We start from the raw sequence: 20,896 nt of genomic DNA on the forward strand, positions 1-20,896 counted from the left end.
GAGGTCTCCAGGTGTGTGTGATGGGTGGGTGTGTGGGTGGATGGGAAGGGGATGCGGCGTGTGGGTGGCGCGCCGCGCCGGGAGAGGGCGGGTGGCCCTACTTGACCCCGGACGACTGGATGGATCCGACGATGCGTCGGCCGAAGATGACCACGAGGATGAAGATCGGGACAGCGGCGATGAGGGAGCCGGCCATGAGGCCCGCCCAGTCGGGGCTGCCCTGCGGGGTCTGGGAGCGGAAGATGCCGAGGCCGACGGTGAGCAGCGTGGACTCGTCCGTCTGGCCGACGAGCAGCGGCCACAGGTAGTCGTTCCAGTAGAAGATGAACTGCAGGATCGAGATGGTGACGATCTGCGGCATCACGATCGGCAGCGCGATCTGTCGGAAGATGCGCCACTGGCCCGCGCCGTCGATCACGGCGGCCTCGATGAAGCTGCGGTTCACTCCGAGGAAGAACTGGCGGAGGAAGAACACGACGAACGGGGAGAAGAACATCGCAGGAAGCGCGATCCCCAGGTAGGAGTTCAGGAGGCCTAGGTCGCGCACCAGCAGGAAGTTGGGCAGCAGGGTGAACATGCCGGGCACCAGGAGGGCGATCAGGAAGATCGCGAAGACGGTGTCGCGGCCACGCCACTCGAGCAGGGCGAACGCGTAGGCGGCCATCGCGCTGAGGGCGACCTGGAACACGGTGATCAGCGTGCACACGATGATCGAGTTGATCAGGTACTGCCCGAAGGCGATGTTGCCCACGGATCCGCCCTCGGCGAGGGCGTCCGCGGTGCTCTGGAGGCCGAGCACGCGCTGGAAGGCGCCGAGCGTGGGCTCCACCGGCAGCATCGACAGCGGCTCCGAGAACATCGCCCGGTTGTTGCTGAGCGCGGTGCGGAGCATCCAGTAGAAGGGGAACAGCGTCGCGACGATGACGAGGACGATCGATGTCCAGCCGACGACCCGTCCGACCGGGCTCGTACGGGGGAGCGGGTCGCCTGAGCCCTTGTTGCGGGACTTGCGGGGCGTGGGTGCGGAGATGGACATGTCAGCGCTCCAGGTCGGACTGGTCGGCGCGGAGGACGCGCATCTGGACGAGCGCGATCACCGCGAGGATGGTCATGAGGACGACGGACAGGGCGCTGGCGTAGCCGAAGTCGAACCGGGTGAACGCGCGATCGTAGATGTAGTACGTGATGGCGTTCGTGGCGTCGACCGGCCCACCTTGGGTGGTGACGGCGATCGTGTCGAAGATCTGGAACGATCCGACGACCGTGACCACCAGCACGAAGGCGAGCACGGGGCGCAGCAGCGGGAGGGTGATGCTGCGGAAGGTCCGCCACTCACCCGCGCCGTCGACGCTCGCGGCCTCGTAGACGTCCTTGGGGATCGCCTGGAGTCCCGCGAAGATCAGCAACGTCGTGTAGCCGAGGTGGCGCCACACGTTGACGAGCGCGATGGTGGTCATCGCGATGTTCGCGTCTCCGAAGAACCCGACGCGGTCCAGACCGATCGCATCGAGCACGGAGTTGATGAGGCCCAGGTTGTAGTCGGCCAGCCAGTACCAGACGAGCGCGACCACGACGTTGGCGATCAGGTACGGCAGCATGACGACGCCGCGGATGACCATCGACCGCGTGAAGCGGTGGAGCAGGACCGCGAGCCCGAGGGCGGCGATGGTCTGCACCGTGATGTTGATGACCACGTACTGGAGCGTGACGACCATCGAGTTCCAGAACACCGGATCGCTCGCGATCGCCTGGTAGTTCTCGAGGCCCACCCAGCTCGGTGCGCTGAGCAGGTTGTAGTCCGTGAAGCTCAGGTACACGCCGCGCACGACGGGCCAGGCGAAGAAGACCCCGAAGCCGAGGATGGCGGGGAGCAGGAAGAGCAGTGCTGGGACCGCCTGTCCGCGTCGCGGCCTCGTGGGCTTGGTGCGACGTGGTGCTGCGGAGAGGGGCATCGTTGCCACTCGGATCACCTCCGAATTACTTTCAAGATGAATGTAACACGACCTGGATTGGGGCGCAAGAGGACGGTTTCGACGTCTTTCGATGGTTGATTAAGTGCACAATGAAACTAAATGACAGGTGTGAAGTGGACCCCTGAGCGCGGCGGAGGTCGATCCCAGCTCTGTCCGCGAGCGGTGTCGCGACGCCACGAACACGCAGGTAGGCGCGCCACCGGCACGCAGGTAGGTTGGATGCATGCCGACGCCAGACTTCGTCCTCGCGCTGCGCGAGAAGATCGGACACGACCTGCTGTGGCTCTCGGGGGTCACCGCCGTCGTCCTTCGGGACGCGTCCGGCGGGCGCGAGATCCTGCTCGTCAAGCGTGCCGACACCGGCGCGTGGACGCCCGTCACGGGGATCATCGACCCGGGCGAGGCGCCCGCCGTCGCCGGAGCGCGCGAGTGCCTCGAGGAGGCCGACGTGGTGGCCGAGGCGGAGGCGCTCGTGCGGGTGAAGACGCTGCCTCCCATGACGTACGCCAACGGAGACCGCTCGCAGTACCTGGACCTGGTCTTCCGCTTCCGCTACATCAGCGGAGAGCCCTACCCGGCCGACGGTGAGAACACAGACGCGCGCTGGTTCCCCATCGACGCGATGCCGGAGATGTCGGAGGACATGCTCGACAGGGTCCACGCGGCTCTCTCCGGTTCCGACGTCGCCACCTTCGAGACGTGATCGCGTCCGTCGGCATCGTCGGTGCGGGCAGGATCGGCTGCGCTCTCGCGCGGCTCGCGCTGGCCGCTGGGTCGGACGTCGTGGTTGCCGGCTCGGGCGACGCCGCCCGCACGGCCGCGACGCTCGCGCTCGAGGCGCCCGGGGCTCAGGCTGGCACCGTCGCCGAGGCGGCGCGCTGCGACGTCGTGATCCTTGCGATCCCGCTCGGCCGCTACAGCGAGCTCGACTCCGCCGTGTTCGACGGTGCGCTCGTCGTGGACGCCATGAACTACTGGTGGGAGCTCGACGGGGCGCGTCCGGACCTGGATGACGCCACCACCTCCACCTCAGAGACGGTCCAGGCGCACCTCGCGGGCGCTCGCGTGGTGAAGGCGCTCAACCACATGAGCCTGTACGAGCTCGACAACCTCGCCTTCCCCTCCGGGCATCCTGAGCGGCGCGGCGCCGCCATCGCAGGCGACCGATCCGACGACGTCGCGACCGTGTCGGCTCTCATCGATCGACTCGGCTTCGACCCGGTGCCCGCAGGCGCGCTCGCGGACGGAGTGAGGTTCGAGCCCGGGACCGAGATCTTCGGTGCCGACGAGGATGCCGAGGAGATCGCGGACATGCTTGCGCGCTTCTGGGACTCTCAGCGGGGGAGGGTCGTCGCGCGAGCGCGGGCGTCGGCTCAGTGACCGACGGGTGCGGGTGCGTCCTCGCTCGTCTCCGGTCGCTGCACGAAGAACGCGAGCACTGCGCCGATCGCGGCAATCCCTGAGGCGATGAAGAACGCCGCCTGAATGCCTGACGCCTGTGCGGCCTCGGCGGACATCGACCCGTCCGCCATGCCGGACACCGTGAGCGCGGTCATCACCGAGATGAAGAGCGCGGTGCCCGCGGCCGCGGCGACCTGCTGCAGCGTCGACACCGTCGCGGAACCGTGCGAGTAGAGCTTGCCCGGGAGTGAGCCGAGGCTCGCAGAGAAGAGCGGCGTGAAGGTCAGTGCGAGGCCCATGCTCATCACGACGTGCGAGGCGAGCATCTCCCACCACTGGCCGTCGACGCGCGCGGAGAGCGCCATGAGCAGCATCGCCGACGACACGAGGATCGTGCCGGGGATGAGCAGCGGGCGAGGACCGATGCGGTCGTAGAGGCGGCCGACGAACGGAGCCATGAGGCCGCTGACGAGTCCGCCGGGCAGCAGCATGAGGCCCGAGGCGAGCACCGTCATGCCGAGCACGCCCTGCGTGTAGAGCGGAAGCAGGATGATCGCGCCGAACAGCGACATCATCGCGGCCGCGAACATCACGACGGCGAGCGAGAAGGTGCGCGTCTTGAACGTCCGGAGGTCCAGCAGCGCGCGGTCCTCGCGCTGAAGGAGAAGCTGCCGCCAGCCGAAGAGGGCGAGCGCCACGAGTCCTACGGCGAAGGAAGCGTAGGCGAGCGTGTGGTCCTCGCCCGCGCTCTCGCCCAGCCGACTCAGGCCGAAGACGATGCCGCCGAAGGCGACGGCGGACAGCGGCACCGAGAGAAGGTCGATGCGGGCGTGGCTCGGCTCGTTGACGGTCTTCATGCGCAGGAAGCCGAGCACGAGCACGGTGATCGCGACGGGCAGCACGGCGACGAACAGGAAGCGCCAGCTCGCGACCGAGAGCACGAGGCCGGAGACGGTCGGGCCGATCGCCGGTGCCACGGAGATGACGACGGCGATGCTTCCCATGCGTCGTCCGCGCGTGGCCGGCGGCTCGAGCTCCATGACGGTCGTCATGAGGAGGGGGAACATGATCGCGGTGCCGGACGCCTGGATCACTCGCGCGACGAGCAGCACCTCGAACCCCGGGGCGATCGCGCCGAGCACGGTGCCGGCAGTGAAGAGGCCCATGGCCACGAGGTAGAGGCCACGCGTCGGGTACTTCTGCAGCAGGAAGCCCGTGGTCGGGATGACGACGGCCATGGTGAGCAGGAAGGCGGTGGTGAGCCACTGAGCGTCGCTCGCGGAGATCCCCAGGTCCGTCATGAGGTGGGGGATCGCCACACCCATGATCGTCTCGTTGAGGATCACGGTGAACGCCGCGACGATCAGCATCCAGATGACCGTCGTGTTCCGACGCGCCGTCGCTGCCGCATCGAATGCGGGGACGTCATCGATCACGTCGGTGTCGACGGCGGTGCGGGAGGTGGGCTCGGTCATGCGGCTGCGTGCGCCTTCCTGGGGAGTGGTGAGGTGCGGATGTCGCGAGGGCGACATTCGAATATACCTGTCGAAGAGACCAGGCGGAGGCGCCGAGGTGGTGGACTCAGGGCTGAGCGATGCGCGCGCCCGGTACCTCGTGCGTGGAGAGCCAGCGTGCGGTGTAGGGGCACTGCGGGACGATCACGCGGTCGCGTGCCACCGCATCGCGGACCGCCTCGCCCACGAGCGTGGATCCGAGGCCGCGGCCCTGGTAGTCGTCGTAGACCTCGGTGTGGGTGAAGACGGTCTGCTCGTCCTGGTCGACGAACTCTGCGACCCCGGCGAGCGCGCCGTCGACGTGAAGCTCGTAGCGGCCGGACTCGTCGGAGCGCGTGACCTGGATGGAGTCGGTCGTGGTGTGGGCGTCAGTCGTGTTGCTCATGATCGTGCCAACGTCACGGGCGGCGCGGTGCTTCCCGGCGCACCGCAGGGGCGTGCGATCTAGGCGGTGCGCGGGTCGAACGGGTCCTCGGAGTCGACGAGCGAACCGCCTGCGGCGAGGCGCATGAGGTCCGTGTCGGTGTCGATCCCGAGCTCGCGGCCCGCATCCGACCCGAACGTGTGCTGGTAGCGCTTCCACGACTCGTTCCGCACGGCGCGTGCGAAGCCCGACTCCATCAGCAGCACGAGCTCGTGGGCCGCACGGTCGAGGCGGCCGTTGAGCGCGTCGTCGGCCCAGTCCTCGGTCGAGGCGAAGAGGCTCGTCGGCACGGGCAGGGCCCGGAGGTAGGCGAAGAGCGAGCGCATCTCCTCGTCCACCACGAGCGCGTGACGTGCCGTGCCCGCGGTCGCCGCAAGGGCAACGGGCCTGCCGATCAGCAGGTCGTTGTCCAGCACCTGGAAGAACGAGGTGAACAGGCCGGAGGCGCCCGCCTTGTACACGGGCGCGGCGGCGATCACGCCGTCGGCCTCGGACAGGGCGTCCACGGCGCGCTGGAAGCGAGGGCCGAGCAGCTGGCTCGACAGGGCGGTCGGGAGCTCGGGGAGGAGCTCGCGAAGGTCGACGACGGTCACCGTCGTCTCGCGGCCTCGCTCCTTCGCCGCGGCGACGACGCGCGAGGTGAGGCGGTCGGCGAGCATGCGGGTGGACGACGGGTCGGAGACGCCGGCGCTGACGACGACGAGGCGGAAGGCCTCGGTGGTGTCGGTCATGAGGGGGCTCCAGGGGTGACGGGGGAGAGCTTGGAGGCGAGGGTCCGCAGCTGGGCGAGCTCGTCGTCCGTGAGGGCGTCGGTCATCGCCTGGGCGACGGAGCGGCCGTGGACGCGGCCGATGCGACGCTGCACGTCGCGGCCGGCGGCGGTGAGGCTGAGGTGGGAGGCTCGGGCGTCGGCCGGGTCGGCGCAGCGCGACACGAGACCTCGGTCGACGAGCCTGTCGACCAGGCGGGACAGGCCCGGCTGGCTCAACAGCACGTGGCGACCGAGCTCGGACAGGCGCTGCGGTCCGTCGCACTTGCTCAGCGTGTAGAGCACGTCGTACTCGCGCATCGAGGCGTCGGACCAGATGTCCTCCTCGGCGAACTCCCGCATCAGGTGGGAGTAGGCGGTGAGCACTGCCTCCCACGTCTCGTTCGCGAGCCGGGTGCGCGCGGCCCCGACCGGAGCGGTGGGGGCCGCTCCGGTCGGCGCGGGCGTGGTCTCGGCGGTCACAGCGTCGGGTAGGCGCTGACCTCCGCCTCGGAGTCCTGGTAGGGCGAGCCGCCGGTGACGTTGTCGCCACGGTTCGCGTTCGGGCGGGGCTGGCGGGGCTCGTCGTCGCCGTACTTGGCCTTGACGAGGTCGGCGTGCGAGGGCGGGTTGGCGGGCGCCTCGGGGTCGCGCTTTGCCTCAAGCTCCTTGCGCAGCACGGGCACGACGTGCTCGCCGAGCAGGTCGAGCTGCTCGAGCACGGTCTTGAGCGGCAGGCCGGCGTGGTCCATGAGGAACAGCTGACGCTGGTAGTCGCCGAACGCCTCGCGGAAGGTCAGCGTCTTGTCGATGACCTCCTGAGGCGAGCCGACGCTCAGCGGCGTCATCTCCTCGAAGTCCTCCATCGCCGGGCCGTTGCCGTAGACGGGGGCCTCGTCGAAGTAGGGGCGGAACTGGGCGTGCGCCTCCTGCGAGCTCTTCGCGATGAAGGCCTGGCCGCCGAGGCCGACGATCGCCTGCTTGCCGGTGCCGTGGCCGTAGTGCTCGAAGCGCTTGCGGTAGTAGTCGATGAGGCGGCGGTAGTGCTCCTTGGGCCAGAAGATGTTGTTGGCGAAGTAGCCGTTGCCGTAGTACGCGGCCTGCTCGGCGATCTCGGGCGTACGGATGGAGCCGTGCCAGACGAACGGGGGCACGTCGTCGAGCGGGCGCGGCGTGGAGGTGAAGCCCTGGAGCGAGGTGCGGAACTTGCCCTCCCAGTCGACGACGTCCTCGCGCCACAGGCGGTGGAGCAGGTTGTAGTTCTCGAGCGCGAGGTGGAGGCCCTGGCGGATGTCCTGGCCGAACCACGGGTAGACCGGCGCGGTGTTGCCGCGGCCCAGCATGAGGTCCATGCGGCCCTTGCTCAGGTGCTGGAGCATTGCGTACTCCTCCGCGAGGCGCACCGGGTCGTTCGTGGTGATGAGCGTCGTGGAGGTGGTGAGGATGAGCCGCTCGGTGATCGCGGCGATGTGCGCGAGCAGCGTGGTCGGCGAGGAGGAGAAGAACGGCGGGTTGTGGTGCTCGCCGATCGCGAAGACGTCGAGGCCGACCTCCTCGGCGTGCTTGGCGATCTTCACGATCGCGTCGATGCGCTCGGCCTCCGACGGTGTGTAGCCGCTGACCGGGTCGCGGGTGATGTCCGAGACGGACATGATGCCGAACTGCATGGTGACTCCTAAGCTCCGAGGGCGCTTGCTGCGTCCGATTATATGCAGATGCATGTAATCAACGCCAGTTTCTGCACGACATTCCCTCGCCGGAGATGCCGCGCGGTCTCCCGTGCTTCGACATGGTGAGATGATGAAGTCATCAAGTCATGGCTGGAGGGCTCGACGATGCACACAGGGAGACCGCTCAACGAGGTCAAGGCCGACCTGTTCAAAGGGCTCGCGCACCCCGTGCGGATCCGCGTGCTCGAGCTCCTCGCCGAGGCCGACGAGCGCACCGTCGCGGAGCTGCTCGAGCTCACCGGCATGGAAGCCTCGCATCTCTCGCAGCATCTCCGGGTCCTCCGTGGCTACAGCCTCGTGGTCTCCGAGCGGCGCGCGAGCACCGTCGCCTACCGGCTCGCCCACGAGTCGGTCGCCGGACTGCTCCAGGCCGCTCGGCTGCTGCTCAACGATGTCCTGCTGGCCCAGCAGGCCCACGCGCCAGCAGACGCCCAGGCCAAGACGAGCGTCGACGCGTGAGCGGAACCAGCTGGAGGTCCCTGCTTCCCGGCCGTGACGATGTGGCCGCGCTGCCCCGCACCTGGCGAGGCGACCTGCTCGCCGGGCTCTCCGTCGGCGTCGTCGCGCTTCCTCTCGCGCTCGCCTTCGGCGTCTCCTCAGGTGCGGGAGCCGAGGCGGGCATCGTCACGGCGATCGTCGCCGGCATCGTGGCGGCCGTCTTCGGCGGATCCCACATCCAGGTGTCGGGTCCCACCGGCGCGATGGTCGTCGTCCTCGCGCCCGTCCTCGCCGCCCACGGTGTCTCCGCCCTCGCCATCGTGACCCTCATGGCAGGAGTGCTCGTCGTGGTCGCGGGCCTCGCACGGCTCGGCAGGCTCGTCGGCCTCATCCCGTGGCCGGTGATCGAAGGCTTCACGGTCGGCATCGCGATCATCATCTTCCTCCAGCAGGTGCCGGCCGCCGTCGGGTTCGCCGCGGGGGAGAGCGGCGTCAAGGCGTGGAGGGCAGCGGTCGACGCAGTGCTCGCCGCGGACTGGAGCGTCGCCTGGCACTCGCTCGCCGTCGTGGTCGCCGTGATCGTTCTCATGCGTGTGTGGCCCCGCGTGACGACGGCGGTGCCGGGAGCGATAGTCGCTATCGTGCTCGCGACCGTCGGCGTCGTCGTGGTCGGGTCGACGATCCCCACGATCGGAGTGCTTCCGGCCGGTCTGCCCGCCCCGGCCATCCCGGCCCTGGGCCTCGAGACCGTGCGCGCCCTCGCGGGCCCTGCGGTCGCGATCGCCGCGCTCGCCGCCATCGAGTCGCTCCTCTCAGCCCGCGTGGCCCACAGCTACACCGACGTCGGCGGGTACGACGCCGACAGGGAGCTCGTAGGCCAGGGACTCGCCTCGCTCGCCTCCGGACTCTTCGGAGGCATGCCGGCGACCGGCGCGATCGCGCGCACCGCCGTCAACGTCCGCGCGGGTGCCCGGACCCGCCTCGCCGCCGTCACGCATGCGCTCGTCCTGCTCGCCGTGGTCGTCGCGGCCTCGGGCCTCGTCGCGCGGATCCCGCTCGCTGCGCTCTCCGGCGTGCTGATGGCCACGGCTGTCTCGATGGTGCGGCCGTCAGTCGTGAGATCGGTCGTCAAGGCCTCCCGGCCCGACGCGCTCCTGTTCCTCATGACAGCGCTCATCACCGTGAGCGTGGACCTCATCTACGCGATCGTGATCGGCATGGCGGTCGCGGCGCTGCTCGCGCTGCGCGCCGTCTCGCGCGCCGCGGGCGTCCACCGCGAGGAGCTGCCGGGCGATCCTGTACCCGGCGACGAGCGGATCGCGTTGCTGCGCATCGATGGAGCGCTCTTCTTCGGCACCGCGGACCGCGTGCTCGAGCGTGTGGCACGCGTGCACGGAGTGCGGGTCGTGATCCTGCGCATGTCGCAGATCAGGGTGCTCGACGCGACGGGAGCCCAGGTGCTCGGCGAGGTCGTCGCGGCGCTTGAACGCCGGAACGTCACCGTGCTCATCAAGGGCGCGCAGCGGCACCACCTCGGCCTCCTCGAGCACGCGGGCACCCTCGCCGCGCTCGCAGACGACCGACACCTCGTGGACCGGCTCGACGAGGCGGTGTCACGCGCGCGAGCCCTGGTCGCCGACGATGTGGCGCAGCCGGACGGCGCTCCCGGATCCGTCGGAGCCTAGGTCACGCCCCCCGCAGCGCGACCGCTTCGTTCGTCGAGTCGAATGCGCCCGGCATGTCCCGGACGTCCTGCCCGAGCGTGCGGGCGGTGCGGGTGCCTCCCCACGGAGCCCATCCAGGGTCCCCGTCGGTCACGAACCTGACCGCGGCGCCGTGGAGCTCGTCCGCGAGGCGCTGCGGCGGTTCGGCGCCCGCGAAGGCGTCGACGTCCGGCGCGCTGAGGCAGTCGAACAGGGATGGGAGATCGTGGCAATGCTCCGCGAGACCCGAGGCGATGCTCGGAAGCGACCACCGGTACGCCCACGTCGTCTCGGGGTCGCGGTGCTGCGCGACGAGCGGCACCACGGTCCGGAACATCGCGTCGGTCACGGCGCGTCCGGCAAGTCGCACCGCCCCTTGCGTGGCGGCGTCAGCGTTCGCCTCCGCGTAGCGGACTGCCGCGTCCGGCGTCATGCCCAGCGCCGCCAAGGCTCCGAGGTTGCCCAGGGGTTCGAGGTCGGACGCCGCGGCGCGCGCCATCGGGGAGAACTCGTCGTCGGCTGCGCCCATCATGAGCGGGACCCCGGCCCCCGCTCCGCTGGCGAAGGCGTCGAGCGGGGCGGTCGGAACCACCTCGCCGTCGACCACGGGGCTCGGGATCGCCGAGTCGGCGACCGCTTGACGAAGCACGTCGATCCCCGTGACCTCGGGGACAGCGGCGGCCTGGGCGTCGAGCAGCTGGTCCTCTGTGAGGGAGTGGAAACCCTCAAGGGTGCACGGCACTCCTGCCGCGCGCGCGACTCGCTCGGCCCGCCTGCGTCCCTCATCCGCCGAGAGTGTGCGGGTCACTCCTGACGCGGAGAGGGCGCTACGGAAGAGGCCCTGACCCGAGGCGAGGGCGAGGAGGTGCAGCACCGCTCCGCCGCCCGCGGACTGGCCCGCGATCGTCACCTTGGACGGGTCGCCTCCGAATGCCGCGATGTTGTCCTGCACCCAGCGCAGGGCCGCGAGCCAGTCGAGCACTCCGCGGTTCGCGACGGCGCCCGGCACCGTGCCGAAACCCTGGTGGCCCAGCCGGTAGGAGAGGTTGACGGTGACGACGCCGTCGCGGTTGAAGGCCGCCCCGTCGTACCAGGGGCTCGCGGGCGAGCCCGCGAGGTAGCCGCCGCCGTGGATCCACACGAGCACGGGCAGGCCGGCCGCGCCCGGATCGGGGGTGAAGACCGACACGTTGAGGATGTCATCGCCCGGCACGGACGGTTCCGGGATCGTCGTGACGTCCGCGAAGGGACGACGCTGAGGCGTCGAGCCTGGCATCGTCGCGTCGAGCACTCCGTCCCAGCGCCCACGCGGCTGAGGGGCGGCGAACCGCAGCGGACCGACCGGTGGCTCGGCGTACGGGATGCCGAGGAAGGCGAACGAGTCGAAGCCCGGAAGCTGGCGTCGCGTGCCTCGGACCTGGCCTGACGTCGTCGTGAGGAGAGCGTCCATGGTGTCCATCCTGGTCCGTGCGCGGCGTGGGTGCTGACATGGCCTCGCGCGTGTCGCTCGGTGACACCATGAAGGGACCCGCTACCAGGTGCAACATCTGTCCAGGAGCGTATGGTGGCAGGGAGTGCTCCACCGACGGAAGGACCACGATGCGCCTGACGAAGCACGTCCACGCCTGCGTCTCGATCGAGGAGAAGGGGAGGACGCTGCTGATCGATCCAGGCGTCTTCGACCCGCGCACGCCGGAGCTGCTCGAAGAGGCCGACGCAGTCCTGATCAGCCACTCCCACGTGGATCACATGAACCGGCCGGCGCTTGAGGCGGAGCTCGCCAAGCGGCCCTCGCTTCCCGTGTATGGCTTGGAGCCGGTGGTCGGCCCGCTTGCCGAGATCGGCAGCCACGTCAGCTTCGTGAAGCCGGGTGAGACGTTCACTGCCGCGGGCTTCGACATCACGACCTTCGGCGGCACCCACGCGGAGATCTATCCCCATGTGCCGCTCGACCCGTCGGTCGGGTTCCTCGTGGACAACAGGGTCTACCACCCGGGCGACTCGTACGCCCTCCCTGACCTCGCGATCACAGCCCTGCTGGTGCCCGTCAGCGGCCCGTGGACGCGCTTCGCGGACGCCGTCGCGTTCGTCAACGCGATCGCGCCTCGACGAGCGATCGTCATCCACGATGCCGCGTTCAGCGAGATAGGCCTTGGCATGGTGCGCGCACACCTCGGAGAGGGAGGGCACACCAAGGTGCCCGTCGAGCTGCTCGAGGTCGGGGAGACCACCGACATCTGAGTCTGCCGGCGCGCTCAGTGCGAGTCGAGCACCACGGCGGCCGCGCGCGCAAGCGCGAGTCCGTACATGCGGCCATGCCCCACCGCGTGGACCGCGAGCGGGTGCATCTGGTGCAGCAGCACACGGGTCCGCCAACCGGCTCGGAGCGGGGAGACCTCCTCATAGCCGGTGAGGACGTCGTCCAGGTGGGGTGCGCCGAACAGCGCGAGCATCGCGAGGTCGGTCTCCGCATGACCGCCGTGCGCCGCGGGGTCGATCATCACGGCGCCGTCCGGCCCGAAGAGCACATTGCCCGACCATAGGTCCCCGTGGATCCTCGCGGGCGGATCGTCGTCGTCGAACGCGCCCTCGGCGATCAGGTCGCACGCCTGGCGCACCAGCCGTGTCTCCCGCACCTCGAGGTTGCCTGCGGCAAGAGCGTCGTCCAGGAAGGGCAGGACGCGGCCGAAGGCGTAGAACTCGCCCCACGAGTCCGACTCGATCCGGGGCATCTGTCGTTCGCCGATGTACAGCGGGCCGTCCCACCCGTCGGGTGCTGAACCGAACCTGTCAGCCCCTGCGAGGTGCGTGCGGGCGAGCCCTCGTCCGAAGGCATACGCGGCGTCGGGCGTCGCCGTGACGGCGGGCACGCGCGCGACCGCGATGCGGCGCGCGCTCACCTCGATCACATCGACGCAGCGCGCTCCCTGCGCCTCGGCGAGCCAGCGCAGGCCCGCAGCCTCCACCTCGAAGTACCCGGGCAGAGGGGCGCCACGCTGCTTGACGACTGTCTCCACGCGTCCCATCGTGCCCGACACGAGGTCATTTGCCCAAGGGGGGCGCGCGTCAGAGGGCGCGTGCGGCGTCATCTGACAGACGGTCCGCCGTGCCGCGACGGCGTGTGGCGGGTGGCAAGCACCCCTGCGAGCGCCAGGACGAGCACCGCGGACAGCGGCATCATCAGGAGCCCGATGCGGAGGCCGAAGGCGTCGGCGATCGCCCCGACGACGGGCGGCGACAGCAGGAAGCTGGCGCGCAGGAGGCCGCCGAGGATCGTGAGCGCGCTCCCGGGCCGGAAGCCAGGAAGCTCGTCGGCGGCGTGCATGGCGCTCGGGATCAGGGTGGCGACGCCGAAGCCCGCCGCGCCGAATCCGAGGATCGTGCCCCACAGCGTCGGCCACAAAAGCGCGGAGCCCATCCCGACAAGCCCGATCACGGCGCCGACGCGGGCCACGTTCCGCTGGCCCCACCGGTCGACCATCCTGTCGCCCAGGAGCCGGCCGACGAACTGCATGCCCTGGAGCGCCACGAACCCGAGTGCGGCCACGGTCACGCCGGCCGAGAACTGGTCGGTGAGGTAGCTCGCGGCCCACGTGGCGCCCGCGTCCTCGACCCACGTGCCTGACATCGCGATCACTCCGAGTGCGAGAAGCACGAGCCAGGTGCGTGGGGTGACGATCCGCGTCACGGGCGTGCGGGGCACGGCCGCCTCGTCGGTCGCGTCGTCGACGTCCTCGGGCCGCTCCGGGCCGCCGAGCAGCAGCCGGTGCCCGGTGAGGTTGACGGCGGCCATGAGCACCGCCACCGCCACCAGGTGGACCTCGAGCGGGACGTCGAGGCCGGCCGCGGCGCCGCCCATGAGGCCACCGGCCACGGCGCCGATGCTCCAGATCGCGTGAAAGCCGTTGAGGATCGAGCGGCCGTAGAGCCGCTGCACGCGCAGCCCGTGGGCGTTCTGCGCGACGTCAGCGATCGCGTCGAGACCGCCGACGAGGAACAGCGCGCACGCGAACAGCACGACGTTCGGCGCGAGCCCCGCGAAGGCGACTCCCACCCCGAGCGCGACCATTCCCGCCGTGCCCACCGCCGCCGATCCGAATCTGCGCAGCAGGTGGCCGGAGACGAGCCCCAGCAGCAGCGCCCCGACCGCCGTCATCGAGATCGTCACGCCGTACGCCGTGTAGCTCAGTCCGAACGTGGTGCGCACCTCCGGCAGCCGCGGCACGAGGTTCGCGAAGCCGACCCCGTTCATGAGGAACAGCAGCGCGACGCCCACGCGGGCGCGCCGGACCTCGCGCGTGGGCGCGGCAGGCGACATGGAGGCGGTCATCCGGGTCCTACGAGACGTGGAAGGGCGCCGAGAGGAGGTCGGCCGGCCGCGATGACGGGCCGACGAGCAGCGCGAACTCGCCCGGCTCGACCACGCGGCGCTCGCGCGCGTCGACGATCGCGCACTCGGCGACGGGCACGGCGATCTTGACCCGTGCCTCCTCCCCGGGCTCGAGCGACACGTGAGTGACCGCCTTGAGCTCACGGTCCGCCCAGGTGGACGAGGTGTGCACGTCGCGCACATACGCCTGGACGGTCTCCAGGGTCGGGCGGCCGCCCGTGTTCGTGACGGTCACCTCGGCCTGGATCGTGCTGTCCGCCGAGACCTCCGGCGTCAGCATCCGCAGGTCCGAGTACTCGACCGTGGTGTAGGAGAGCCCCTCGCCGAACACCCAGGCAGGCTCCTGCGTCAGGTCGGCGTAGCGCACGCCGTGCTGGGCATCGATCTGGTTGTAGAACGTGGGCTGCTGTCCCACATGGCGCGCGAACGAGATCGGCAGGCGGCCGGTCGGCTCCACGTCGCCGAAGAGGATCTCGGCGAGCGCCGTACCTCCCTGCATGCCGGGGTTGGCGGCCCACACGATCGCCGCGGCCCGCTCATGGACGGAGGCGGGGAGGACGTGCGGCTTGGACGCCATCAGGACGACGACGGTCGGGGTGCCCGTCGCGAGCACGGCGTCGAGCATGGCCTGCTGGCCGCCGATCAGCTCGAGTGTGGCCGTCGACTTCGCCTCGCCCACGAGCTCGCCCCTGTCGCCCACGACGGCGATCGCGACGTCGGCAGCCTTCGCCACCGCGACAGCGTCCGCGATGAGCGCCTCGTCCGGCGCGGAGGGGACGACGATCTGCGCGCGCGGCTGCCCGTCGGCGTAGAACCCTCCTGCGGGGTCCACCTCGGTCGTGAGGATGTCGGCACCGCGGGCGTGCGCCACGTGAACCGTGTCGCCCCCCACGGCGCGAAGCCCGTCGAGTGCTGTCACGATCTGCTCGCGCGGGTGGCCCTCCATGAGCCAGTCGGCCTGACCCGAGGCGCCCGCCCAGTCGCCGAGCGTGACATCGGGATCGTCTGCATTGGGGCCCACCACGGCGAGGCGCGGTGAGGCGGCCCGGTCCAGCGGCAGCAGTCCATCGTTCGCGAGAAGCACGATCGAACGGCGGGCGACCTCGAGGTTGAGCGCGGTGTGCTCCTCGCACGCGATGACCTCCGCCTGGCGTGCGGGATCGGGGCGTCGCTGATCCTCGAACAGCCCCATGTCGAACTTCACCGTGAGGATGCGTGCCACCGCCGCGTCCACGAGCGACTCGTCGAGCAGGCCTCGCGCCACCGCCTCCTGCGCGCCGGTGAAGAAGTCAGGGGTGGTCATGATCATGTCGTTGCCGGCCTTGACGGCCGCGGCGGCCGCCTCTGCGTAGCCAGGGAACAGACGCTGCTCGCGCACCAGGTTGCCCACGTTGTCCCAGTCGGTGATCAGCATCCCGTCGTAGCCCCACTCGCCGCGAAGCACGTCGTTCAGCAGCCAGTCGTTGATCGTGATCGGGGTGCCGTCGATCGCCTGGTAGCCGAGCATGAAGGTGCGGCAGCCCTCGCGGGCCACGCGCTCGAACGGCGGCAGGAACCACGATCGAAGCTTGCGGCGCGATACATCGGCCTCGGAGGCGTCGCGCCCTCCCTGGGTCTCGGAGTACGCGGCGAAGTGCTTGGCCGTCGCGAGGATGCCCTCGCGGTCGCTCGCACCGTGACCCTGGTATCCCTGGAACAGGCCCGACGCGAGCTCCCCGATCAGCCACGGATCCTCGCCGAACGTCTCGCTCACGCGCCCCCAGCGCAGGTCGCGCGAGATGCATAGGACGGGGGAGAAGGTCCAATGGATGCCCGTGGTCGAGACCTCGCGGGCCGTCGCCCGTCCCACGCGACGCAGGAGCTCCGGGTCGAAGCTGGCCGCCATCCCGAGCTGCGTGGGGAAGATCGTCGCGCCCTTGAAGAACGAGTGGCCGTGGATGCAGTCCTCGCCGACGAGCAGAGGGATGCCGAGCCGCGAGCGGTCGGCCAGCGCATGCGCCTTCGCGAGGTTCTCTGGCGAGGCGTGCAGGATCGAGCCGACGTGCCAGTCATCGATCAGGTGGTCGACGCCCTCGTACGTGTGCATCTGCATCATCTGCCCCACCTTCTCGGGCAGGGTCATGCGAGACACGAGGTCGGCGACCCGCTCGGGCGTGGGACGGCTCGAATCGAGGTAGAGGGGTGCGGTCATGGCGCTGTCCTTGTCATGCGTCGTCGGATGTGCGGACTGTTCGGCTCGCGCCGGGGGACCGTGCCGCGCTCCCCGCAAACTATCACTCGGTATGGTGGGACAGCGGAGACGGAGGGATGCATCATGGACGATGCGCATGAGGGCCCCGCCGCGGGCCGCGCTCACTCGCGCTCAGGCACGCGCGAGACGATCCTCTCGACCGCCACCCGGCTGATCCAGGAGTCCGGGGTGCGCGCGCTGACGCTCGACAAGGTCGCGGCCGCCTGCGGCATCGCACCCTCGGCGCTCACCCATCACTTCGCCTCGAAGGACGAGCTCCTGACCGCCCTGATCGCGCGCCGTGACGAGGTGCAGGAGGCGCGCACCGTGACACGCGACATGCCTGGTCGCGAGGTGTTGCGCGCCTGGGTGGGGCTGTCCGCGCACAACGTGCAGGATCGCCACATGGTGGAGCTGTTCGCCATGGTGTCGGTGGCGGCGGGGGCCGAGGACCATCCGGCGCATGACTTCTTCGCGGCGCGGTACGTCGCGCTGACCGAGATGCTCGAAGGGTCGTTCGCGCAGGTCAAGGAGAGCGGGGGCCTCCGGGACGGTGTGGATCCTGGGGTCGCCGCCCAGCAGATCGTCGCGCTCACCGACGGTCTGCAGGTCCAGTGGATGCTCGATCCGTCGGTGGATATGCCGGCGATCCTGCGCGCCCACCTCGACGACCAGCTCGTCGACCCGCTCGGCCGCTGAGCGGTCCGGCCGGGCGGTGACGCGCGGCCGTCAGAGGCTCGCCAGCCAGTCCTCGTAGGCCCGGGTCGAATAGGGGCGTCCCAGGAAGTCCTCGCACAGCTCGGCCGCGGGACGCGTGCCGCCCGGCGCGAGGATGCGCTCACGGTAGCGGCGCGCAGGTGCCGGGTCGAGCAGGTCGTCGGGGTCGAACGCGGTGAACAGGTCGCGGCAGATCGAGAGCGACCACTGGTACGTGTAGTAGTTCGACGAGTAGTCGGTGAGGTGCCCGAAGCTCGCCCAGTCGTGCGTGCCGGGGATCGGCTCGCGCACGTCCAGCTCGCGCTCGATCGCGTCGTAGAGCGCGTCGATGTCCTCGGGGTGGTCGCGGTGCAGGCGGAAGCTGAGGTTGCCGTAGACGAGCTGGCGGCAGGTCAGCAGGCCCATGCAGGTGTCGCGTGCCGCTCGCATCGCGTCGACGAGCGCGGTGGGGATCGGCTGGCCGTCGTCGTCCGTCGCGAAGCGCTGCAGCACGGTGGCGTCCCACGCCCACTCCTCGAGCAGCTGCGAAGGTGCCTCGATGAAGTCCCACTCCCAGCGGTCGCCGAAGCCGGCGGTGCGCACGTAGGGGTGGTGGCCGCCGAAGATCGCGTGAACCAGGTGGCCGAACTCGTGGAGGAAGGTCTCGAGCTCGTCGTGGGTGAGCAGGCCGCGGGAGAAGTTGCACAGCAGAGTGGACTCGGGCAGCTGGCGTCCTGCGATGCCGGGCACGACGCCGAAGCAGGCCGCGTGGCCGAACTTGCCGTCGCGCGGGTGCATGTCCAGGCGGATCCGGCCGATCGTCGTGCCGTCGTCGATCACGTCGTACGCCTCGACGTCCGGGTGCCAGCTGACGGCGTCGACGGGCGCGAACTCGACCCCGAACAGGTGTCCCATGAGGTCGAGCACGCCGTCGCGGACCTTCTCGTAGCGGAGGTAGCGGCGGACCTCCTTGGAGTCGACGCCGTGCTCCTCGGCCTTGAGCTTCTCGGTGTAGTAGCGCGAGTCGGCGGCGGTGATCGCCTCGAGCTCGGGGTGGTCGCGCCGCGCGAGCTCGAGCAGGCGTGCCGCGTCGCGCTCGCCCGCAGGTAGCGCGGCGGTGGCCACCTGCGCGAGGAACGAATCGATGCCGTTGCCGTCGCTCATCATCATCGCGTCGGTCGCGTAGGTGGGGAAGTCGGGGAAGCCGAGCAGGCGTGCCTTGCGGTCGCGTAGCTCGAGCATCTCGCGCAGCACCGGCTCGTTCTCGGGGTAGGCGCGGTTCCGGTCGGCGATCGTGAGCGCGATCCGGGCGTCACGGTCGTCAGCCATGTCCAGGAACGGCAGCATGTCGGGGTACTCGGTGGTGATGCGGACCAGACCGTCCTCTGCGACGGGGTGGGCGTCGATGTAGTCCTGGGGGAGTCCGGAGAGCCTCTCGGGTGCGATGCGGATGTCGCCGACGGCGTCCCTGATGTGCTCGGAGAACTCGACGCTGAGCGCGGTGAGGCGTGCGTCGATCTCGGCGAGCGTGGCGCGGGTGTCCTGGTCCAGGTGGGCGCCCTGTGCGCGGAAGTCACCCCCGAGGCGCCTGGCGACCTCGGCGGCCTCCGGGGTGAGGGTGGCAGTGTCGAGCGCGCTGAGGGAGGCGTAGACGTCTGCGTCCTGGAAGCGGGAGAGCGCGAAGGTGCGGGCCTCGGTCGAGAGCGCGTCGGCGTGCGCGCGCACGTCGGCGGAGCCGTGGGCCTCGGAGATGACCGAGGAGAGCTCGAGGACGTCGGCGAGCGCGATGTCGCCCTCGTTCCAGCGCTCGATCCACGCCCGCGCGTCGGAGGTGTCGGCACTCCGGAGGGCCGTGATCGTGTCGCGTGCGGCGGCGAGCCGTGCTCCCAGGTGGGTGTCGAGGAAGGCGGGCCACTCGGCGTCGAGCGTGGGCATCGTGAGGAACGCGTCGGTCATGCGGATCAGCCTAGGGGAGGGGGGTCGGTGTGCGCGGGCAGCGCGCGATAAACCCCGGGGGGTATTTCTCCCATGGTGCCTGCTAGCGCGTCATTCTCGTATGCGGGACCTGCGTCCCGTGCGAGGTCTGGTTGACAGGTCTACCGTCGTTACCAGGTGGTCAATGACGGATCATCTATTGGCTCGAAACCGGATTCGAGGAGAACATCATGGCAGTGCACGACGAGGTCGCCACCACCTCCACCAAGGCTGGCTCCAAGTTCGGGTGGTCGATGCTCAGCATCACCCGCATCGCCCTGGGGTTCTACTTCCTGTGGGCATTCCTGGACAAGCTTCTTGGCCTCGGCTTCCAGACCTGCCGCCAGGTGCTTGAGGATGGCAGCATCCAGATCGACGCCTTCTGCGACAGCGCATGGGTCAACGGCGGCCACATCACCGAGGGCTACCTCGTGTACGGAGGCAACCCGAACAGCCCCTTCAACGAGTTCTTCGTGAACCTCGGTGCTGAGCGCTGGACCGACTGGCCCTTCATGTTCGGCCTCCTCGGCGTCGGCCTCGCGCTGATGCTCGGCATCGGCACCCGCGTCGGCGCCATCGCCGGCTCGCTCATGCTGGTCTTCATGTACATGACCCAGATGCCCGTGTCGACCAACCCGTTCCTCGACGAGCACCTCATCTACGCCCTCGCGATGCTGGCCATCGTGTGGGTTGAGCTGAGCCGCCAGTCGATCGGCCTCGGGAAGTGGTGGCGCTCCCTGCCCGTCGTTCAGAAGAACGGCTGGCTGGTCTAGAGACCTTCCCGCACGAACGGCGCCCGGATCGTCCCCTGACGGTCCGGGCGCCGACGTATGTGCAGGCGCCGACGCACGCGCCGTCAGGCAGAGCGCGCGCAGCGCTAGGCGGGCGCGTGCCGCCTGCGGCGACGGTCCTCGAGCAGCTCATGCGTGACGACCGCAGCCACCTGAGGGATGAGGTCCCGTGAGCGCTTGGCGACCCACGGCGTGCCGTGCCGGAGCAGCCACCACACGCGGTCGTGCGCGCGAGGCGAGCCGGGCGCGGGCATCGGCGTCGTCTCGTGGTCGGCGGTGCCGAGAGTCTTCAGCACGTGGCGGGCCAGCGCGCGGTGGCCCAGGGCCGACGGGTGAACCCGGTCCACGTGCCACCCGCGCGCGCCGACGCGTGCGAGCGCCGCCGCGCCGTCCACCACGATCGTCCCGGTGCCGATCGCGGCCGACCGCAGCGCGCCGTTGGCGGCACCCACCCGGCGGGCCATGACCTCGGCGATCGCCCCGCCGAGCAGGTCGAAGAGGCCGATCCTGTCGAGCGACACCAGGACGACGATCCTCCCGGGCCTCTCGAGGCGCACGAGTGCGTCGGAGACGCATGCGCGGACCTCCTCCGGGCTGAAGTCCCCTCGCAGCACGTCATTGCCTCCGATCGTGAGCAGCACCACGTCCGGAAGCTCCATGAGCGCGTGGGGCACCTGGGACTGCGCCAGATGACGCGCCCGGGCGCCGTTGCATGCGAGGTTCACGAACCGGGATGCGCCCAGCGCCCGAGCCACGTGCGCCGCCCAGCCGACCGGGATGTCGGCGGTCTCGGGCCTCTGAGTCCCATCGCCGACCCCGAACGTGATCGAGTCGCCCATCGCCACCACTACCGGTCCCCGCATCAACGCCCCCTCGCCGATCGT

At 70.1% G+C, this 20,896-nt stretch carries 20 protein-coding genes; 7 read left to right on the forward strand and 13 right to left on the reverse strand.

Translation table 11 applies throughout. The annotated features are described in order from the left end of the window. Positions 1-97: 97 nt before the first annotated feature. Complete coding sequence (locus QQX04_RS05410; protein WP_301126993.1) at positions 98-1,036, reverse strand: carbohydrate ABC transporter permease; 939 nt, start codon at positions 1,034-1,036, stop codon at positions 98-100. A 1-nt stretch (position 1,037) separates the two neighbouring features. Beyond that, complete coding sequence (locus tag QQX04_RS05415) at positions 1,038-1,952, reverse strand: carbohydrate ABC transporter permease (protein ID WP_301127671.1); 915 nt, start codon at positions 1,950-1,952, stop codon at positions 1,038-1,040. Between the two features lie 244 nt (positions 1,953-2,196). Between QQX04_RS05415 and QQX04_RS05420 the strand changes: the two genes are divergently transcribed. Together QQX04_RS05420 and QQX04_RS05425 are read left to right on the forward strand one after the other, a co-directional pair. Continuing rightward, positions 2,197-2,676 carry an NUDIX hydrolase gene (locus tag QQX04_RS05420; protein WP_301126995.1) on the forward strand — a complete coding sequence of 160 codons (480 nt, stop codon included), beginning with the start codon at positions 2,197-2,199 and terminating at the stop codon, positions 2,674-2,676. Further along, positions 2,673-3,353 carry an NADPH-dependent F420 reductase gene (locus tag QQX04_RS05425; protein WP_301126997.1) on the forward strand — a complete coding sequence of 227 codons (681 nt, stop codon included), beginning with the start codon at positions 2,673-2,675 and terminating at the stop codon, positions 3,351-3,353. Before QQX04_RS05420 ends, QQX04_RS05425 begins: the two co-directional genes overlap by 4 nt. On the opposite strand, the gene QQX04_RS05430 is transcribed toward QQX04_RS05425, so the two are convergent. From QQX04_RS05430 to QQX04_RS05450, 5 genes are all read right to left on the reverse strand, one after another. After that, positions 3,347-4,849, reverse strand: a complete 1,503-nt coding sequence (locus tag QQX04_RS05430; protein ID WP_301126999.1) for an MDR family MFS transporter — start codon at positions 4,847-4,849, stop codon at positions 3,347-3,349. The genes QQX04_RS05425 and QQX04_RS05430 overlap by 7 nt on opposite strands. Before the next feature lie 106 nt (positions 4,850-4,955). Continuing rightward, positions 4,956-5,273 (reverse strand): GNAT family N-acetyltransferase, encoded by a 318-nt coding sequence (locus QQX04_RS05435; protein ID WP_301127001.1) that lies wholly within the window; start codon positions 5,271-5,273, stop codon positions 4,956-4,958. A 59-nt stretch (positions 5,274-5,332) separates the two neighbouring features. Beyond that, positions 5,333-6,043 carry a CE1759 family FMN reductase gene (locus QQX04_RS05440; protein WP_301127002.1) on the reverse strand — a complete coding sequence of 237 codons (711 nt, stop codon included), beginning with the start codon at positions 6,041-6,043 and terminating at the stop codon, positions 5,333-5,335. Further along, positions 6,040-6,543 (reverse strand): MarR family winged helix-turn-helix transcriptional regulator, encoded by a 504-nt coding sequence (locus QQX04_RS05445; RefSeq protein WP_301127004.1) that lies wholly within the window; start codon positions 6,541-6,543, stop codon positions 6,040-6,042. The genes QQX04_RS05440 and QQX04_RS05445 overlap by 4 nt, the downstream gene beginning before the upstream one ends. Then, on the reverse strand, positions 6,540-7,727 hold the full coding sequence (locus tag QQX04_RS05450; RefSeq protein WP_301127006.1) for an LLM class flavin-dependent oxidoreductase: 1,188 nt from the start codon (positions 7,725-7,727) through the stop codon (positions 6,540-6,542). Before QQX04_RS05450 ends, QQX04_RS05445 begins: the two co-directional genes overlap by 4 nt. Positions 7,728-7,895: 168 nt before the next feature. Between QQX04_RS05450 and QQX04_RS05455 the strand changes: the two genes are divergently transcribed. Next, a complete protein-coding gene (locus QQX04_RS05455) occupies positions 7,896-8,249 on the forward strand; it encodes an ArsR/SmtB family transcription factor (protein WP_301127008.1) in 354 nt (117 codons plus the stop codon). Then, entirely contained in the window at positions 8,246-9,913 is a 1,668-nt protein-coding gene (locus QQX04_RS05460; RefSeq protein ID WP_301127010.1) for a SulP family inorganic anion transporter, read from the forward strand. Before QQX04_RS05455 ends, QQX04_RS05460 begins: the two co-directional genes overlap by 4 nt. 1 nt (position 9,914) lies before the next feature. Here the strand turns inward: QQX04_RS05460 and QQX04_RS05465 are convergent, their stop codons facing one another. Beyond that, positions 9,915-11,381, reverse strand: a complete 1,467-nt coding sequence (locus QQX04_RS05465) for a carboxylesterase/lipase family protein (protein ID WP_301127012.1) — start codon at positions 11,379-11,381, stop codon at positions 9,915-9,917. 149 nt (positions 11,382-11,530) lie between these two features. Between QQX04_RS05465 and QQX04_RS05470 the strand changes: the two genes are divergently transcribed. Then, positions 11,531-12,172, forward strand: coding sequence for an MBL fold metallo-hydrolase (locus QQX04_RS05470; protein ID WP_301127014.1), 642 nt, complete (start codon positions 11,531-11,533; stop codon positions 12,170-12,172). Between the two features lie 14 nt (positions 12,173-12,186). On the opposite strand, the gene QQX04_RS05475 is transcribed toward QQX04_RS05470, so the two are convergent. From QQX04_RS05475 to QQX04_RS05485, 3 genes are read right to left on the reverse strand one after another with little or no spacing between them, the layout of a single operon-like run. Next, a complete protein-coding gene (locus QQX04_RS05475; RefSeq protein ID WP_436968466.1) occupies positions 12,187-12,957 on the reverse strand; it encodes a fructosamine kinase family protein in 771 nt (256 codons plus the stop codon). Between the two features lie 59 nt (positions 12,958-13,016). After that, positions 13,017-14,261 carry an MFS transporter gene (locus tag QQX04_RS05480; RefSeq protein WP_301127018.1) on the reverse strand — a complete coding sequence of 415 codons (1,245 nt, stop codon included), beginning with the start codon at positions 14,259-14,261 and terminating at the stop codon, positions 13,017-13,019. A 7-nt stretch (positions 14,262-14,268) separates the two neighbouring features. Further along, positions 14,269-16,512: a glycoside hydrolase family 3 N-terminal domain-containing protein gene (locus QQX04_RS05485; protein WP_301127020.1), complete on the reverse strand. Its 2,244-nt coding sequence runs from the start codon at positions 16,510-16,512 to the stop codon at positions 14,269-14,271. A gap of 123 nt (positions 16,513-16,635) precedes the next feature. Here QQX04_RS05485 and QQX04_RS05490 point away from each other — a divergent pair, with 123 nt between their 5' ends. After that, on the forward strand, positions 16,636-17,250 hold the full coding sequence (locus QQX04_RS05490; protein ID WP_301127022.1) for a TetR/AcrR family transcriptional regulator: 615 nt from the start codon (positions 16,636-16,638) through the stop codon (positions 17,248-17,250). A gap of 30 nt (positions 17,251-17,280) precedes the next feature. Here QQX04_RS05490 and QQX04_RS05495 read toward each other — a convergent pair whose 3' ends face one another. Beyond that, positions 17,281-19,203: a M3 family metallopeptidase gene (locus tag QQX04_RS05495; RefSeq protein ID WP_301127023.1), complete on the reverse strand. Its 1,923-nt coding sequence runs from the start codon at positions 19,201-19,203 to the stop codon at positions 17,281-17,283. 209 nt (positions 19,204-19,412) lie between these two features. Here QQX04_RS05495 and QQX04_RS05500 point away from each other — a divergent pair, with 209 nt between their 5' ends. Further along, entirely contained in the window at positions 19,413-19,994 is a 582-nt protein-coding gene (locus QQX04_RS05500; RefSeq protein ID WP_301127025.1) for a DoxX family protein, read from the forward strand. A 104-nt stretch (positions 19,995-20,098) separates the two neighbouring features. On the opposite strand, the gene QQX04_RS05505 is transcribed toward QQX04_RS05500, so the two are convergent. Continuing rightward, positions 20,099-20,875: an SGNH/GDSL hydrolase family protein gene (locus QQX04_RS05505; RefSeq protein WP_301127026.1), complete on the reverse strand. Its 777-nt coding sequence runs from the start codon at positions 20,873-20,875 to the stop codon at positions 20,099-20,101. Positions 20,876-20,896: the final 21 nt, after the last annotated feature.

It is taken from the genome of Demequina zhanjiangensis (genome assembly GCF_030418315.1).
In the GTDB taxonomy this organism is placed as follows: Bacteria; Actinomycetota; Actinomycetes; order Actinomycetales; family Demequinaceae; genus Demequina; species Demequina zhanjiangensis.

What these genes read in the sequence shown, in the direction of transcription:
- QQX04_RS05480 (WP_301127018.1), bottom strand. Translation starts at nt 14,261, where the DNA reads ATGACCGCCTCCATGTCGCCTGCCGCGCCCACGCGCGAGGTCCGGCGC.
- QQX04_RS05490 (WP_301127022.1), top strand. Translation starts at nt 16,636, where the DNA reads ATGGACGATGCGCATGAGGGCCCCGCCGCGGGCCGCGCTCACTCGCGC.
- QQX04_RS05470 (WP_301127014.1), top strand. Translation starts at nt 11,531, where the DNA reads ATGCGCCTGACGAAGCACGTCCACGCCTGCGTCTCGATCGAGGAGAAG.
- QQX04_RS05440 (WP_301127002.1), bottom strand. Translation starts at nt 6,043, where the DNA reads ATGACCGACACCACCGAGGCCTTCCGCCTCGTCGTCGTCAGCGCCGGC.
- QQX04_RS05505 (WP_301127026.1), bottom strand. Translation starts at nt 20,875, where the DNA reads ATGCGGGGACCGGTAGTGGTGGCGATGGGCGACTCGATCACGTTCGGG.
- QQX04_RS05435 (WP_301127001.1), bottom strand. Translation starts at nt 5,273, where the DNA reads ATGAGCAACACGACTGACGCCCACACCACGACCGACTCCATCCAGGTC.
- QQX04_RS05485 (WP_301127020.1), bottom strand. Translation starts at nt 16,512, where the DNA reads ATGACCGCACCCCTCTACCTCGATTCGAGCCGTCCCACGCCCGAGCGG.
- QQX04_RS05420 (WP_301126995.1), top strand. Translation starts at nt 2,197, where the DNA reads ATGCCGACGCCAGACTTCGTCCTCGCGCTGCGCGAGAAGATCGGACAC.
- QQX04_RS05450 (WP_301127006.1), bottom strand. Translation starts at nt 7,727, where the DNA reads ATGCAGTTCGGCATCATGTCCGTCTCGGACATCACCCGCGACCCGGTC.
- QQX04_RS05495 (WP_301127023.1), bottom strand. Translation starts at nt 19,203, where the DNA reads ATGACCGACGCGTTCCTCACGATGCCCACGCTCGACGCCGAGTGGCCC.
- QQX04_RS05415 (WP_301127671.1), bottom strand. Translation starts at nt 1,952, where the DNA reads ATGCCCCTCTCCGCAGCACCACGTCGCACCAAGCCCACGAGGCCGCGA.
- QQX04_RS05500 (WP_301127025.1), top strand. Translation starts at nt 19,413, where the DNA reads ATGGCAGTGCACGACGAGGTCGCCACCACCTCCACCAAGGCTGGCTCC.
- QQX04_RS05430 (WP_301126999.1), bottom strand. Translation starts at nt 4,849, where the DNA reads ATGACCGAGCCCACCTCCCGCACCGCCGTCGACACCGACGTGATCGAT.
- QQX04_RS05475 (WP_436968466.1), bottom strand. Translation starts at nt 12,957, where the DNA reads ATGGGACGCGTGGAGACAGTCGTCAAGCAGCGTGGCGCCCCTCTGCCC.
- QQX04_RS05465 (WP_301127012.1), bottom strand. Translation starts at nt 11,381, where the DNA reads ATGGACGCTCTCCTCACGACGACGTCAGGCCAGGTCCGAGGCACGCGA.
- QQX04_RS05455 (WP_301127008.1), top strand. Translation starts at nt 7,896, where the DNA reads ATGCACACAGGGAGACCGCTCAACGAGGTCAAGGCCGACCTGTTCAAA.
- QQX04_RS05410 (WP_301126993.1), bottom strand. Translation starts at nt 1,036, where the DNA reads ATGTCCATCTCCGCACCCACGCCCCGCAAGTCCCGCAACAAGGGCTCA.